This is a genomic window from Pantoea sp. X-Soil-TKNS-1211 (assembly GCF_059730495.1).
Window position 1 is genome coordinate 944,377 of sequence record NZ_AP035953.1, and the last position, 14,431, is coordinate 958,807.

At 57.6% G+C, this 14,431-nt stretch carries 15 protein-coding genes; 11 read left to right on the forward strand and 4 right to left on the reverse strand.

The window, feature by feature from the left end; translation table 11 throughout:
* Positions 1–6: 6 nt before the first annotated feature.
* Genes AC6I8W_RS04230 through uraH form a run of 7 tightly spaced genes read left to right on the forward strand, consistent with a single transcriptional unit; the run spans position 7 to position 5,393 of the window.
* A complete protein-coding gene (locus AC6I8W_RS04230) occupies positions 7–675 on the forward strand; it encodes an amino acid ABC transporter permease (protein ID WP_497837104.1) in 669 nt (222 codons plus the stop codon).
* Positions 672–1,328, forward strand: a complete 657-nt coding sequence (locus AC6I8W_RS04235; RefSeq protein WP_497837105.1) for an amino acid ABC transporter permease — start codon at positions 672–674, stop codon at positions 1,326–1,328. Before AC6I8W_RS04230 ends, AC6I8W_RS04235 begins: the two co-directional genes overlap by 4 nt.
* Positions 1,309–2,040, forward strand: a complete 732-nt coding sequence (locus tag AC6I8W_RS04240) for an amino acid ABC transporter ATP-binding protein (RefSeq protein WP_497837106.1) — start codon at positions 1,309–1,311, stop codon at positions 2,038–2,040. Before AC6I8W_RS04235 ends, AC6I8W_RS04240 begins: the two co-directional genes overlap by 20 nt.
* Before the next feature lie 21 nt (positions 2,041–2,061).
* Positions 2,062–3,297: a pyridoxal-phosphate-dependent aminotransferase family protein gene (locus AC6I8W_RS04245; RefSeq protein WP_497837107.1), complete on the forward strand. Its 1,236-nt coding sequence runs from the start codon at positions 2,062–2,064 to the stop codon at positions 3,295–3,297.
* Positions 3,294–4,553 (forward strand): allantoate amidohydrolase, encoded by a 1,260-nt coding sequence (hpxK, locus tag AC6I8W_RS04250; RefSeq protein ID WP_497837108.1) that lies wholly within the window; start codon positions 3,294–3,296, stop codon positions 4,551–4,553. Before AC6I8W_RS04245 ends, hpxK begins: the two co-directional genes overlap by 4 nt.
* A 13-nt stretch (positions 4,554–4,566) precedes the next feature.
* Positions 4,567–5,061, forward strand: a complete 495-nt coding sequence (gene uraD, locus AC6I8W_RS04255) for a 2-oxo-4-hydroxy-4-carboxy-5-ureidoimidazoline decarboxylase (RefSeq protein ID WP_497837109.1) — start codon at positions 4,567–4,569, stop codon at positions 5,059–5,061.
* Positions 5,058–5,393: a hydroxyisourate hydrolase gene (gene uraH / locus AC6I8W_RS04260; RefSeq protein WP_480368598.1), complete on the forward strand. Its 336-nt coding sequence runs from the start codon at positions 5,058–5,060 to the stop codon at positions 5,391–5,393. Before uraD ends, uraH begins: the two co-directional genes overlap by 4 nt.
* 97 nt (positions 5,394–5,490) lie before the next feature.
* Here uraH and AC6I8W_RS04265 read toward each other — a convergent pair whose 3' ends face one another.
* Both AC6I8W_RS04265 and AC6I8W_RS04270 read right to left on the reverse strand, forming a co-directional pair.
* Positions 5,491–6,258 carry an amidohydrolase gene (locus AC6I8W_RS04265; protein ID WP_497837110.1) on the reverse strand — a complete coding sequence of 256 codons (768 nt, stop codon included), beginning with the start codon at positions 6,256–6,258 and terminating at the stop codon, positions 5,491–5,493.
* A complete protein-coding gene (locus tag AC6I8W_RS04270; protein ID WP_497837111.1) occupies positions 6,246–7,406 on the reverse strand; it encodes a pyridoxal phosphate-dependent aminotransferase in 1,161 nt (386 codons plus the stop codon). The genes AC6I8W_RS04265 and AC6I8W_RS04270 overlap by 13 nt, the downstream gene beginning before the upstream one ends.
* Before the next feature lie 130 nt (positions 7,407–7,536).
* On the opposite strand from AC6I8W_RS04270, the gene AC6I8W_RS04275 reads away from it, so the two are divergent.
* Genes AC6I8W_RS04275 through AC6I8W_RS04285 form a run of 3 tightly spaced genes read left to right on the forward strand, consistent with a single transcriptional unit; the run spans position 7,537 to position 9,375 of the window.
* Positions 7,537–8,151 (forward strand): methylthioribulose 1-phosphate dehydratase, encoded by a 615-nt coding sequence (locus AC6I8W_RS04275; RefSeq protein WP_497837112.1) that lies wholly within the window; start codon positions 7,537–7,539, stop codon positions 8,149–8,151.
* A complete protein-coding gene (gene mtnC, locus AC6I8W_RS04280) occupies positions 8,148–8,831 on the forward strand; it encodes an acireductone synthase (protein ID WP_497837113.1) in 684 nt (227 codons plus the stop codon). Before AC6I8W_RS04275 ends, mtnC begins: the two co-directional genes overlap by 4 nt.
* A gap of 1 nt (position 8,832) precedes the next feature.
* The gene (locus AC6I8W_RS04285) at positions 8,833–9,375 is read left to right on the forward strand and encodes a 1,2-dihydroxy-3-keto-5-methylthiopentene dioxygenase (RefSeq protein WP_497837114.1); all 543 of its coding nucleotides are present in this window, start codon (positions 8,833–8,835) and stop codon (positions 9,373–9,375) included.
* Between the two features lie 35 nt (positions 9,376–9,410).
* Here AC6I8W_RS04285 and mtnA read toward each other — a convergent pair whose 3' ends face one another.
* Positions 9,411–10,430, reverse strand: coding sequence for an S-methyl-5-thioribose-1-phosphate isomerase (gene mtnA / locus AC6I8W_RS04290; protein ID WP_497837115.1), 1,020 nt, complete (start codon positions 10,428–10,430; stop codon positions 9,411–9,413).
* Between the two features lie 105 nt (positions 10,431–10,535).
* Between mtnA and mtnK the strand changes: the two genes are divergently transcribed.
* Complete coding sequence (gene mtnK, locus AC6I8W_RS04295; protein WP_497837116.1) at positions 10,536–11,735, forward strand: S-methyl-5-thioribose kinase; 1,200 nt, start codon at positions 10,536–10,538, stop codon at positions 11,733–11,735.
* A 62-nt stretch (positions 11,736–11,797) separates the two neighbouring features.
* Here the strand turns inward: mtnK and fadE are convergent, their stop codons facing one another.
* On the reverse strand, positions 11,798–14,242 hold the full coding sequence (gene fadE, locus AC6I8W_RS04300) for an acyl-CoA dehydrogenase FadE (protein WP_497837117.1): 2,445 nt from the start codon (positions 14,240–14,242) through the stop codon (positions 11,798–11,800).
* Positions 14,243–14,431 lie beyond the last annotated feature (189 nt).

Consider the following 14,431-nt stretch of genomic DNA (forward strand, 5'->3'; position numbering starts at 1 on the left):
CGGCCAATGATTGGGCAACTTAACTTTGCTGAACTCTGGCCGCACTGGCCGGAGCTGCTGGCAGGGCTGTGGGTCACCATCCAACTGACGGTGCTGGCTACCGTGGGTGGCGTGGCGCTGGGGATTCTCGGCGCAGCGCTGCGCAGCGGCAAACCCAGCCTGGCGGGTCGCATCTGGGGCATTTACGTCGAGCTGATTCGTAACACGCCTTTTGTGGTGCAGCTGTTCTTTATCGTCTTTGGTTTACCCAATCTTGGTCTGAAGCTGACGGCGGGCGAAGCTGCGTTGCTGGCGATGCTGATTAACCTCGGTGCCTACAGTACCGAGATTATTCGCGCCGGTATCCAGGTGACACCAAAAGGGCAGTGGGAAGCGGGCCGCGTACTTGGCCTGACTCGTAGCCAGACGTTTCTCCGCGTGGTGCTGCCGCCGTCGCTGCAACGTATTTATCCGGCGCTGGTCAGCCAGTGCATCATCGTGATGCTGGGATCCTCAGTGGTGTCGCAGGTCTCCTATGAAGAACTGACCTTCGCCGCCAACCTGATCCAGTCGCGAACCTTTTTGAGTTTTGAAGTCTATTTGGTGACCACGTTGATCTACCTGGCGTTGTCGATTGCCATGCGTCAGCTGCTGCTGGCGGTGGGACGTAAATGGTTTGGAGCGCAGCCATCATGACCACGTTTACCGATTGGGACATCGTGCGCAACCTGCTGCTGGCGGCGCGCTGGACGATTTTGCTGTCGCTGGTGGCCTTCTTTGGCGGCACGCTGGTGACGCTGCCACTGCTGTTCCTGCGCCTGCTGCGTAAGCCGTGGCTGTTGCGGGTGATCCGTGGCTATACCGAACTGTTCCAGGGCACGCCACTGCTGATGCAACTGTTTTTGGCCTTCTTCGGTGTCGCGCTGTTTGGTATCGACGTCGCGCCCTGGACCGCCGCCTCGCTGGCGTTGACGCTCTACACCAGCGCTTTTCTGGTGGATATCTGGCACGGCAGCATCCGTGCGTTGCCGAAAGGGCAGTGGGAAGCCTCACGCTGCCTCGGCCTGACTTTCGGTCAGACGCTGTACCGCGTGGTTGCCCCACAGGCTATCCGCATTGCTATCGCCCCGACTGTCGGTTTTGCCGTGCAGGTGATTAAGGGCACTGCGCTGGCTTCGATCATCGGTTTTGTCGAACTGACCAAAGCGGGCACTATTCTGAATAACGTCACTTATCAGCCGTTTAAGGTGTTTGGTCTGGTGGCGTTGGGTTACTTCCTGATGTGTTATCCGCTGTCGCGTTACAGCCAGTACCTGGAGAAAAAATTCAATGCCGCTCATCACCATTAATCAGGTACAGAAGTACTACGGCGACAATCACGTGCTCAAAGGGGTCGATCTCGACATCGAAATGGGCGAGGTGATCTCGATCATCGGCCGCAGTGGCTCGGGAAAAAGTACCCTGCTGCGTTGCATGAACGGGCTGGAAGGCTATCAGGAAGGCAGCATCAAACTGGGCGGAATGACCATTACCGACCGTGAATCCCAGGCGCGTGACATCAGCCGTTCGGTCGGCATGGTGTTCCAAAACTTCAATCTGTTCCCGCATATGACGGCGCTGGAAAACGTGATGCTGGCACCGCGTCGCGTGCTGAAAAAGAGCGAAGCCGAATGCCGGGAACTGGCGAAGCAAATGCTGGAAAAAGTCGGTCTTGGCGAACGTATCGATTATTACCCGGCCAATCTCTCGGGCGGTCAGCAACAGCGCGTGGCGATTGCGCGTGCGTTGGCGATGCAGCCCAAAGTGTTACTGTGTGACGAGATCACCTCCGCACTCGATCCCGAGTTGGTGGGGGAGGTGCTGAAGGTACTGGAGCAGCTGGCTGCCGAGGGCATGACGCTGATTCTCGTGACACACGAAATGAACTTCGCCCGCGATGTGGGCGATCGAGTGGTCTTTATGCATCAGGGACGCGTCTGGGAGCAGGGCGACAGCAAAACGCTGTTCGCCAATCCGCAAACGGCGGAATTGAAACAGTTTATCTCGACGGTCCGTCTCTAAGCCATCAACAAGGAATTCATCATGGACTTCACGCAATTTCCGCAAATCAATCCGCCGCAGCGCCTGCTGATGGGACCGGGACCGATCAACGCCGATCCGCGCGTGCTACGCGCCATGTCGACGCAGTTGATCGGTCAATACGACCCGGCGATGACGAATTACATGAATGAGGTGATGGCGCTGTATCGTGGCGTGTTCCGCACCGAAAACCGCTGGACGATGTTGATCGATGGGACTTCACGCGCCGGAATCGAAGCGATCCTGCTGTCGGCGATCCGCCCGGGTGACAAAGTGCTGGTGCCGGTGTTTGGCCGTTTTGGTCACCTACTGTGTGAAATTGCCCGCCGTTGCCGTGCTGAAGTGCACACCATTGAAGTGCCGTGGGGCGAAGTATTTACGCCGGATCAGATCGAAGATGCCATCAAACGTATCAAGCCGCGTTTGCTGCTGACGGTGCAGGGCGATACCTCCACCACCATGCTGCAACCGCTGGCGGAGCTGGGAGCAATTTGTCAAAAATATGGCGTGTTGTTCTACACCGATGCCACTGCCTCACTTGGCGGTAACGCGCTGGAAACTGACGCCTGGGGTCTCGACGCAGTTTCTGCCGGGATGCAGAAATGCCTCGGCGGCCCGTCGGGTACTTCGCCGATCACCCTCAGCCCGCAGATGGAAGCGGTGATCCGCAAACGTAAATGCGTGGAAGAGGGCATCCGTACCGCTGAGCATCAGGACGGCGACGACGAGATGATCTACTCCAACTACTTCGACCTCGGCATGATCATGGATTACTGGGGACCGGAACGTCTCAACCACCATACCGAAGCCACTACCGCGTTGTTCGGTGCACGTGAATGCGCGCGTCTGATGATGCAGGAAGGTCTGGATAACGGTATCGCCCGTCACAAACTGCATGGCGATGCGTTGCTGAAAGGCATTCAGGGCATGGGGCTGGAAACCTTCGGCGACCTGCAACATAAAATGAATAACGTGCTTGGCGTGGTGATCCCGCAGGGTGTGAACGGTGACCAGGTACGCAAATTGGTGCTGGAAGATTTCGGTATTGAAATTGGCACCTCCTTTGGTCCGTTGCACGGCAAAGTGTGGCGTATCGGCACCATGGGTTATAACGCGCGCAAAGACTGTGTGATGCAAACCCTGACGGCACTGGAAGCGGTGCTGAATCATCTCGGTTTCCGTTCCACGCAAGGTGCCGCGCTCCAGGCTGCCTGGGATCACTACGGGAGCCACGCATGAGCGAAAGCCTGATGACCGCCAGCGAGGCGCAGTCGGCCGCCGCCCGTGTCATGGCGCGCTGCGATGCACTGGCTGAGATCAGCGAAACCGACGATGGCCTGATGCGTGTCTATCTCTCGCCAGAGCAGATGCGTGCCAATCAGCGCGTCGGTGAGTGGATGCAGGCGGCGGGGATGGCGGTGTGGCAGGATGCGGTAGGTAATATCTGCGGCCGCTATGAATCCGCCACCCCAGGCGCACCGGCGTTACTGCTCGGTTCGCATCTTGACACCGTACGCAATGCCGGACGCTATGACGGCATGCTTGGCGTGCTGACCGCCATCGAAACCGTGCAGTGGCTGCACGATCATCAGCAACGTCTGCCGCTGGCAGTGGAAATCGTTGGCTTCGGCGATGAAGAAGGCACGCGTTTTGGTATCACGCTGCTCGGCAGTCGTGGCATTACCGGCAGCTGGCCGGAAAGCTGGATTACTCATCCTGATGGCAACGGCATCACCGTGGCCCAGGCGATGCAGGATGTTGGTTTAGACGCCGCTAACATCCTTGACGCCGCGCGTGAGATTAACGACATTGCTGCCTATCTGGAGCTGCATATCGAGCAAGGCCCATGTCTGGAGCAGGACGATCTGGCCCTTGGCGTGGTGACGGCCATCAACGGCGCACGCCGCCTGAATTGCCGTTTTACCGGTGAGGCGGGGCATGCGGGTACGGTGCCGATGACGCACCGTAAAGATGCGCTGGCCGCTGCCGCCGAATGGATGGTGTTTATTGAACAGACCACTCGCGAGCTGGACCCACAGCTGGTGGCGACGGTGGGAACGCTGCACTGTGCGCCCGGCGCGGTGAATGTCATCCCCGGTGAAGTGCAACTGTCGCTGGATGTGCGTGGTCCGCAGGATGAACCGCTGGAACGTTTGCTGTCGATGCTGCTGACTCAGGCCGAAGCGATTGCCTTACGCCGTGGGCTGACGTTTAACGCCGATGAGTTTTATCGCATCAACGCCACCGCTTGCGACACGCGGCTGCAACAGGCGCTGAGCCACGCGGTAGAAACCGTGCAGGGGCGCAGCCTGTCGTTGCCCAGCGGAGCTGGGCATGATGCGATCGCCATCGCGGAACGCTGGCCGGTTGGCATGCTGTTTGTGCGTAACCATCGTGGAATCAGCCATCATCCGGCAGAGTCGGTGCAGGCTGCGGATGTGGCGCTGGGCGTGCAGGCTTATTTACAGGCGGTGTGCGACCTGGCCCGTGGATAAAAAGAGGGGTGATATGACGCTGGAAAACTTTAATCAGTTGTCGCCCGCTGAAGCGCAGGCGGCGATTGCCCATTGTGTCGCCATTCCCGCCTGGCAACAGGCTTTGGTGGCGGCGCGTCCGTTCAGTGATCCACAACAGTTGATGGACGAAGCAGAACGTCTGGCGCAGCAGTGGCAAGGTGCTGAGCTGGAGCAGGCGCTGAGTGCTCATCCGCGCATCGGGGAAAAAGCCGCAGGCGAGGGCAAAGAAGCCACGTTTTCGCGCAGTGAACAAGCGGCGATGCTGGATGCCGATGGTGCGTTACAGTTTGCCATGCTGGCGGGCAATCAACGTTATGAACAGCGTTTTGGCCGGGTGTTTCTGATTCGCGCCAAAGGGCGCAGCGGCGAGGAGATGCTGGCGGAATTGCAACGTCGGCTCAATAATGATGCCGCGACTGAACAACAGGAAGCGCTGACGCAATTGCGGGAAATTACCTTATTAAGGTTAAAGGAGAGCATCGCATGAGTACCATCACCACGCATATTCTCGACACCGCGCTGGGCAAACCGGCGATTGGGGTGGCGGTATCGCTGGAGCAGAACAGCCCGGAGGGTTGGCTGCCGCTGGCGCAGGGCCGTACCGATGTTGACGGGCGGATTAAAGACCTGACGCCGGAACCGTTAGCGCCGGGGCATTATCGTCTGGTGGCCGAGATTGGAGATTATTTTGCGGCGGCGGGACGGGATGCACTGTACGTCAGCGCGCAGATCGATTTTGTGCTGGGAGAGACCGGCAGCCATTATCATCTGCCGTTTCTGATTTCGCCGTGGTCATGGTCGACTTATCGCGGTAGTTGATGTTCATATCCCGTAGCGGCGCGATTTATCGCGCGGATTTTTCCCGCAGCGCGCGCGGAATTGCGCGATAAATCGCGCCGCTACGGTTCCGTCCGCGTTACAACGTAAACTGATCCGCATCGCGCCACGCCGGAAAACGTTCGCGATATGCCTGTAACTCCTCCAGCGACAACTCCGCATCAATACGCGCCCGGGCAAACGGCTCGGCCGCCGCCAGAATCTCACCCAGTGGTGAAATAATCCGGCTGTCGCCGCTGTACTGATGCTGATTACCATCGCTGCCGACGCGGTTACAACCCGCCACATACGCCTGGTTCTCAATCGCCCTTGCCAGCAGCAGTGACTGCCAGTGCAGCGCACGCGGTGCCGGCCAGTTGGCGACGAACAGCGCCAGGTCATAATCATTGCGATTGCGGGTAAATACCGGGAAGCGCAGGTCATAACAAATCTGCGGCAAAATGCGCCAGCCGCGCCAGGTGAACACCTCACGGGTTTCACCGGCAACATAATGCTGATGTTCATTTGCCATGCGGAACAGATGGCGCTTGTCATATTGATGCAGCGTGCCATCCGGCTCGACCAGCAGGAAACGGTTCACCGCGCCTTTCTCGCTCTGAATCGCGGCACTGCCGCCAATTAACGCATTGCTGGCTTTGGCGTGCTGATGCAACCATGCAACGACCTCTTCCTGTGGCAGCGAGCTTTCTGCCGCTTCCATCGCAAAGCCGGTGGTAAACATCTCCGGCAGCAGAATCAGATCGCGTCCTTCAATGCCCTTCAGTACGCCGTCGAAATGACGCAGATTGGCTGCGCCATCCATCCAGCTAAGGGTTTCCTGCAACACAGTAATTTTTAAAGCTGACATAAACGCTCCGCTGCGGCGTCAAGCGTCGCTTCCTGTTTGGCAAAGCACAGGCGGATCAGCTTATGCGGGAAAGGATCGGCGCAGAACACCGACAGCGGGATCGCCGCTACGCCAACTTCTTTGGTTAGCCACTGGCAGAAACTCACGTCATCCAGATCGGAAATTGCGCTGTAATCCGCCAGCAGGAAGTAGGTACCTTCACAGGGCAGCACTTCAAAGCGGCTTTGCGCCAGCGCCTGCACCAGACGGTCACGGCGGGCGCGGTAAAATTCCGGCAGCTCACGGTAATGTTCTGGCTCAGCGCGCAGCATGTCGGCAATCGCCAGCTGCGCCGGGGTATTGACGGAGAAGGTCAGATACTGGTGCACTTTGCGGATCTCGGCGCTGATTGCCGCTGGTGCTACGCAGTAACCCACTTTCCAGCCGGTCATATGAAAGGTTTTACCGAAAGATGACACGGCAATCGCCCGCTGGCGCAGCTCGGCATGAGCCAGTACGCTGGCATGGCCCTCTTCGGCGAAGCAGATATGCTCGTAAACCTCATCGCTCAGTACATAGATTTCCTGCGCGGCAATCGCCTGCCACAGCGCGGCATAATCGCTTTTGCGCCACACGGTGGCGGAAGGGTTGTGCGGCGTATTCAGGATCACCAGACGGGTTTTAGCGCTCAGCAGGCTGCGGAATTCAGCCCAGTCGACGCGGAATCCCGGTGGCTGCAAGGCGATACGTTTCAGCACGCCACCGGCCAGTTGTACCGCAGGCGCGTAGCTGTCGTAGCTAGGATCAAAACAGATCACTTCATCGCCCGGACGCACCAGCGCAGTGATCGCGGCATACAATGCCTCGGTGGCACCAGCGGTGACGGTGATATCGCTGTTGACGTCTGGCTGGTGACCATACAACTCAGCGGTTTTGGCGGCGATGGCTTCGCGCAGCGGCAGTGCACCGGTCATCGGGGCGTATTGGTTTGCCCCCTGACTGACGTGATACGCCAGGCGTTCCTGTAAATAGCGTGGACCATCGAAATCAGGGAAGCCCTGAGACAGATTGATGGCGTTATGTTGCTGCGCCAGCGCGCTCATTTGGGTAAAAATGGTGGTGCCGAGCGCCGGTAATTTGCTCTCGGGAATCAGGTTGTGCTGCGTCATTGATCTTTGCCTTCAGCGCGAATGTCGTTGCGGAGTTAACCCTCTGTTGCTGCCACTATAAACAGGATGTTAATATTTGGCAATCGAGACGCTTAGACGTCTAAACTAACCGCGGGACATCAACATCGCTATGACCGATTTTCTTCCACTGGAACAGCTGGTGGCGACCTGCCACTGGATTGGCGCGAAAGGCTGGGCACCGGCCACTGGCGGCAACATGTCGGTGCGTCAGGATGACGAGTATTGCCTGCTGAGCGCATCAGGCAAGGATAAAGGACGTCTGACGCGCGATGACTTTATCCAGGTGGAGATTGCCACCAATGCGGTGCCCTCGGGGCGTAAGCCATCGGCAGAGACCGGCCTGCATACTTTAATCTATCGTCTGTTCCCGCAAGCGGGAGCAGTGCTGCATACCCATACGGTGAATTCCACAGTATTGTCGCGAGTGGAAAAGGGCAGCGCGCTGCTGCTGAATGGTTATGAGATGCAGAAAACCCTCGCCGGGCAGGAGACGCACCTCAACACCGTCGCGATTCCATTGTTCGATAACGACCAGGATATTGAGGCGCTGGCGGAACGTATCGCGGATTTTGCCCGTGAGACCCCGCTGCGCTACGGCTTTTTGCTACGTGGTCACGGTCTGACCTGCTGGGGCAAAGACGTCAATGAAGCGCGTCGTCATCTGGAAGGTCTGGAATTTTTGTTTGAATGTGAATTACAACGTCGGCTGCTGGAGGCCAGATGATTCGCGCAATTGTTACCGATATTGAAGGCACCACCAGCGATATTCGCTTTGTCCATAACGTATTGTTTCCGTACGCCCGGCAGCATTTGACGGCGTTTGTCCATCAACATCAGACTGATGCGGCAGTGGCGGCGGCGCTGGCGGCCGTTCGCGAGGAGTCTGGCGCACCCGAAGCCTCACTGGACGAAGTGATCGCTACCCTGCTGAATTACATCGATCAGGATCGCAAATCACCCGGCCTGAAAGCGTTGCAGGGCATGATCTGGCGTGATGGTTATGTCAGCGGTCAGTTCACCGGCCACCTGTATCCGGACGTGCTACCGGCGTTTAAACGCTGGCAGCAGCAGGGGAACGCGCTGTATGTATATTCCTCCGGCTCGGTGGCGGCGCAGAAATTATTATTTGGCTACAGCGATGAAGGTGATTTAACGTCGTTGTTTAGCGGCTATTTTGACACTGGCGTCGGTGCCAAGCGCGAAACCCAGTCCTATCGCAATATCGCGCAGCAGATTGGTTATGCGGCCTCTGAGCTGCTGTTCCTGTCTGATATTCATCAGGAACTGGATGCGGCGGCCGAAGCAGGTTGGCATACCCTGCAATTAATTCGCGGCGAGGCGGATAGCGAAAGCCGTCATCGTCAGGTAAATGATTTTTCCCAGATTAACCCGGAGTCGATTTAGGATGAGTGCACTGACCATTTTTACCGATACCGAAGCCAGCCAGCCGGTGTGGCACAGTACCGATGCAGAAGCGATTCGCGAGCGCCTGAACGCCAAAGGTGTGCGTTTTGAACGCTGGGAAGCGGATCGCGATCTGGGTGCCAACCCGGATTCTGACACGGTGATCAACGCGTATCAGCATGCGATCGATCGTCTGGTGGCCGAGAAAGGTTACCAGAGCTGGGATGTGCTGAGCATGCGTGCTGACAACCCGCAGAAAGAAGTGCTGCGCAGCAAGTTTCTCAACGAACATACCCACAGCGAAGATGAAGTGCGCTTCTTTGTCGAAGGTTCAGGTCTGTTCTGCCTGCATCTCGATGGTCAGGTGTATCAGATTCTGTGTGAAAAACAGGACCTGATTTCGGTGCCTGCCGGGACGCCGCACTGGTTTGATATGGGTTCTGAGCCGCACTTTACCGCCATCCGCATTTTCGACAATCAGGAAGGCTGGATTGCCAACTTCACGGGCGACAGCATTGCGGATGCCTATCCGCGTCTGGCCTGACCGGTAACGGCGCGATGTATCGCGCCGTTACGGCTTTACGGCTGAAAAATCCCTTCTTTAACCTGCTCTGGCGTCACCACCCCGGTATCCAGCACCCAGCCACTGATCAACGCGGCTGGCGTCACATCGAACGCCGGGTTGTAAACCGCGGCATTTTCCGGTGCCCATTGTACGCTACCAAAACTGCCTGACACGCCGGTCACTTCGTTGGCGGCACGTTGCTCAATCGGAATGGCGTCACCGTTCGGGCACAGACGGTCCAGCGTGGTATGCGGTGCCGCGACATAGAAGGGCACATTGTGGTACTGCGCCAGCACCGCCAGGCTGTAGGTGCCAATTTTATTCGCCACATCGCCATTGGCAGCGATGCGATCCGCGCCGACCCAAATGGCATCCACCACGCCGCGCGCCATTAAGCTGGCGGCCATTGAATCGGTGATCAGATGATAAGGTATGCCCAGCTCACCCAATTCCCACGCGGTGAGACGGCCACCCTGCAACAACGGGCGGGTTTCATCCACCCAGACATTTTTCACCTTACCCTGCTGATGTGCATGGGCAATCACGCCCAGCGCGGTGCCGACACCGGCGGTTGCCAGGCCACCGGTGTTGCAGTGGGTCAGCAGCTGGCTGTCCGGCTTCACTAACGCGCTACCCGCCCGGGCGATGTTGTCGCACAGTTGTTTATCTTCTGCCACCAGGCGCAGTGCTTCGCGGGTCAGCGCGTTGACGAAATCCACCTCTGCCAGCGCCACTTTCATACGGTCGAGGTTATTCATCAGATTCACTGCCGTTGGGCGTGCCGCACGCAACACCTCCAGCGCTTCAGCCAGTGCCGCTTTCGCCATGCCCTGTTCCGCCAGCAACGCCAGCAGCAGGCTGGCGGAGAGGCCGATCAACGGTGCGCCGCGCACGCGCAACGCGTGGATATGATCAACCAGTTGTGCGACGTCGTGCGCGGGCAGCCAGTTTTTCTGCTGGGGTAACGCCTGCTGGTCGAGGATCCAGAGCTGGTTAGCGCGAATTTCCAGGCTGGTAGTGCGAAGTGTTTGCATGGTGTGAAATCCCTGTTGCGTTAATGGCGGCTATTGTGCCAACATGCGTGACGGATGTATAGACGTCTGAACGGCTTATTACTTACGATTCACGAGGAACAGGCAATGTCGCAATACCGTACGTTCACCGCTGCCGATGCTGTGGAATATGCAAAACAATTTGGCGGTGTGGACGATCCGTCAGCGCTGGTGAGCGCCGAGGAGATCGGTGATGGAAATCTTAACCTGGTGTTTAAGATTTACGACAACCAGGGCGTCAGCCGCGTAGTGGTTAAACAGGCGCTGCCTTATGTGCGCTGCGTCGGTGAATCCTGGCCGCTAACCCTCGATCGTGCACGTCTTGAAGCGCAGACGTTGGTTGAACACTACAAATATTGCCCGCAGCATACCGTGCACGTCACCCATTACGATGCCGATCTGGCGGTGATGGTGATGGAAGATCTTTCCAGCCATCACATCTGGCGTGGCGAGTTGGTAAAAGGCGTGTATTACCCACAAGCTGCCAGCCAACTGGGCGAGTATCTGGCGCAAACCCTGTTCCATACCTCCGATTTCATTCTGCATCCGCATAAGAAAAAAGCCGAAGTGGCGCGTTTTATCAACCCGGAAATGTGTGAGATCACTGAAGACCTGTTCTTCAACGATCCCTACATCGATCATGAGCGCAATAAATACCCGGCAGCGCTGCAAGCGCTGGTGGAAAGCCTGCGCAGCGATGATGCGCTGCGTGTTGCGGTGGCCGGTCTGAAACACCGTTTCTTTGCTGATGCGGAAGCCTTGCTGCATGGCGATATTCACAGCGGCTCGATCTTCGTGGCGGATGGTAGCCTGAAAGCCATTGATGCGGAATTTGGCTACTTCGGACCGATTGGCTTCGACGTCGGCACTGCGCTGGGGAATTTGCTGATTAACTACTGCTGCCTGCCAGGCCTGCTGGCCCCGCGTGAAGCGGCGGAAGCGCGCGAACGTCGTCTGAGCGATGTGCATCAGGTGTGGAGCACTTTCGAGAGTCGTTTCCTCGAACTGGCCGCCGCCAAAACCACCGACGTAGCCTTGGCGTATCCGGGCTATGCTGCTGCTTTCCTGCGCAAAGTCTGGAGCGATACCATCGGTTACTGCGGCACCGAGCTGATTCGCCGCACCGTCGGCATGTCACACGTGGCGGATTTCAAACTGATTGGCGATGACGTGATGCGTACCGAGTGCATCCGTAGCTGCATCACTCTGGGACGCACGCTGATTCTGGCGGCCAACCATATTGATGATATTGATGGGTTGATCGCGCGGATTCGTCAGGCGGGATAAATCTTTCAGCAGGCGCGATAAATCGCGCCGCTACGAATTCGTGCGGCGCGTTTGGTCATCGCTTATGCTGCTTCACTGGCGCGGGCAGGCGTTTTGGTTTGGGGCTTTGGCACCGCCAGCGCCTCCGGCGCAAACTCATCAACGTTGATGGCACGCAGGCGGCTGACTTCGGCACGGGTCAGAATCTGCGCTTCCGCGTCATCAATCCAACCCTCTTTCAGGCCGCGCTGTGCCAGCTGATCCAACCGGGTGAAGGAGAGGTTCTTCTTCAACTGTTTGCACAGACGATCGTGAATCATTTCCGCCGCCATCACATCCTGCAACGCTTGCTCCAGCTGACCGGCCGGATTGTGCACGCTCGGTGTCAGATATTGACCACGTCCCAGACGAGTGCGGGTGGCTGACGGCAGTTGCAGCAGTTTCGCCAGCTTGTGGTCGAGCTTATCAGACGGTGCCGGGCAGTGATGACCACCGATAAAGATCACCATGCGCAGCATGCCAGCCACCAGCCGATGCGGGAAGTTACGCAATAGATCATCGATTGCCACTTCAGCCTGATGCAACGCATCCTGTACGCCCCAGTGCACCAGCGGTAAATCGGCTTCGTTGCGTCCTTCGTCTTCATAACGTTTCAGCGTGGCAGACGCCAGATAGAGCTGACTCAGCACATCACCGAGGCGTGCGGAGATGCGTTCGCGGCGTTTCAGGCTGCCGCCCAGCACCGCCATCGAGACATCCGACAACAAGGCGAGGTTGGCGCTCAGGCGGTTAATCTGCTGATAATAATGGCGCGTGGCGTCACGGGTTGGCGTGGCGCTGGTGCGGCCGCCCGTCAGGCCGAGCCACAGGCTCCGCACTTTGTTGCTGCCGACATGGCCGATATGGCTGAACAACGCGCGGTCAAAGGCCACGACATCATTTTTCGCCGCTGCATTCATCTCTTCCAGCACCCACGGATGGCAACGAATGGCACCCTGGCCGAAGATAATCATGCTGCGTGTCAGAATGTTGGCCCCTTCGACGGTAATTGCGATCGGTGCCCCCTGATATGCACGGGCAAGGAAGTTGTTCTCGCCGAGCATGATGCCTTTGCCGCCCGCGATATCCATCGCATCGATAATCGATTGCTGGCCGCGATGGGTGCAGTGATATTTGACAATCGCCGACAGCACCGCCGGTTTCTCACCGAGCATAATACCGCTGGTGATCAACGTCGCCGCCGCGTCCATCACGTAAGCGTTACCGGCAATGCGTGCCAGCGGTTCTTCAATCCCTTCCATCTTGCCAATGGAGACTTTGAACTGGCGACGGATATGTGCGTAGGCACCGGTTGCCAGCGCGATAGATTTCAGGCTACCCGTGGAGTTAGAGGGCAGGGTGATACCACGACCGACCGACAGGCATTCCACCAACATCCGCCAGCCCTGACCAGCCATCGCCGGGCCGCCAATAATGTAATCAATCGGCACAAAGATATCTTTGCCGCGTGTCGGGCCGTTCTGGAAGGGAACGTTCAGCGGGAAGTGGCGGTGACCAATTTCCACGCCTGGCGTGTGGGTCGGGATCAGTGCGCAGGTAATGCCCAACTCTTCCGTTTCGCCCAGCAGATGATCCGGGTCGGACAGTTTAAACGCCAGACCGAGCACGGTAGCGATCGGTGCCAGCGTGATATAGCGTTTGTTCCAGGTGAGGCGCATGCCGAGCACCTGTTTACCCTGCCACTCACCCATGCACACCACGCCGGTATCAGGGATGGCACCGGCATCGGAACCCGCTTCCGGGCTGGTCAGGGCAAAGCACGGGATTTCATCACCACGCGCCAGACGTGGCAGATAATGATCTTTCTGCTCATCGGTGCCGTAATGTTGCAGCAGTTCACCAGGGCCGAGGGAGTTCGGTACGCCAACGGTGATCGCCAGAATTCCCGACACTCCAGCCAGTTTTTGCAGCACGCGCGCCTGAGCGTAAGCGGAGAATTCGAGGCCGCCGTACTCTTTTTTGATGATCATGGCGAAGAAGCGATGTTCTTTCAGATACGCCCATAGCTCCGGCGGCAGATCGGCCAGTTCGTGGGTGATCTGAAAATCGTTCGCCATGCGACAGGCTTCTTCCACCGGGCCGTCAAGGAAAGTCTGTTCCTCTTCTGTCAGACGCGGCTGCGGATAGTTATGCAGCTTTTGCCAATCCGGCTTGCCACGAAACAGATCGCCTTCCCACCAGGTGGTGCCCGCATCAATCGCCTCTTTTTCGGTACGCGACATTGGCGGCATCACTTTCTGAAAGCTATGCAGCATCGGTTTGGAAAACATGCTGCGACGCATGGCTGGCAGGTTAAACGGCAACAGAATGATAGCGAGAGGCAGCAGCAGCCACGGTGTCCACAGCCCGCTGAGGGCCAGCGCGGCGGTCCACAGCAGCAGCAGGGCACTGCTCAGTCGCAGGGAAAGTTGATGATAGAAGAGGGCGCTAATCAATATCAGCGTCGCAACGATTGAGGCAACCAGCATAATGAACCGCTCCGTAAGTTGTAAGAGGTCTGACCTGTTATGTATAGAGGTTTAGAGCAGCAGCGAAAATTTAGCAATCTGTTTACAACGCAATTACAACCAAACTCACAAAATCATCGTGGCAGCTTGATCTGACACATAGCCCGATGCTTTTTCCTGTCTGGCGTCAGGTCTGGGTGCTTTGCGCCT

Coding starts and splice junctions, on each gene's coding strand:
- AC6I8W_RS04230 (WP_497837104.1), top strand. CDS start 7: ATGATTGGGCAACTTAACTTTGCTGAACTCTGGCCGCACTGGCCGGAG.
- AC6I8W_RS04235 (WP_497837105.1), top strand. CDS start 672: ATGACCACGTTTACCGATTGGGACATCGTGCGCAACCTGCTGCTGGCG.
- AC6I8W_RS04240 (WP_497837106.1), top strand. CDS start 1,309: ATGCCGCTCATCACCATTAATCAGGTACAGAAGTACTACGGCGACAAT.
- AC6I8W_RS04245 (WP_497837107.1), top strand. CDS start 2,062: ATGGACTTCACGCAATTTCCGCAAATCAATCCGCCGCAGCGCCTGCTG.
- hpxK (WP_497837108.1), top strand. CDS start 3,294: ATGAGCGAAAGCCTGATGACCGCCAGCGAGGCGCAGTCGGCCGCCGCC.
- uraD (WP_497837109.1), top strand. CDS start 4,567: ATGACGCTGGAAAACTTTAATCAGTTGTCGCCCGCTGAAGCGCAGGCG.
- uraH (WP_480368598.1), top strand. CDS start 5,058: ATGAGTACCATCACCACGCATATTCTCGACACCGCGCTGGGCAAACCG.
- AC6I8W_RS04265 (WP_497837110.1), bottom strand. CDS start 6,258: ATGTCAGCTTTAAAAATTACTGTGTTGCAGGAAACCCTTAGCTGGATG.
- AC6I8W_RS04270 (WP_497837111.1), bottom strand. CDS start 7,406: ATGACGCAGCACAACCTGATTCCCGAGAGCAAATTACCGGCGCTCGGC.
- AC6I8W_RS04275 (WP_497837112.1), top strand. CDS start 7,537: ATGACCGATTTTCTTCCACTGGAACAGCTGGTGGCGACCTGCCACTGG.
- mtnC (WP_497837113.1), top strand. CDS start 8,148: ATGATTCGCGCAATTGTTACCGATATTGAAGGCACCACCAGCGATATT.
- AC6I8W_RS04285 (WP_497837114.1), top strand. CDS start 8,833: ATGAGTGCACTGACCATTTTTACCGATACCGAAGCCAGCCAGCCGGTG.
- mtnA (WP_497837115.1), bottom strand. CDS start 10,430: ATGCAAACACTTCGCACTACCAGCCTGGAAATTCGCGCTAACCAGCTC.
- mtnK (WP_497837116.1), top strand. CDS start 10,536: ATGTCGCAATACCGTACGTTCACCGCTGCCGATGCTGTGGAATATGCA.
- fadE (WP_497837117.1), bottom strand. CDS start 14,242: ATGCTGGTTGCCTCAATCGTTGCGACGCTGATATTGATTAGCGCCCTC.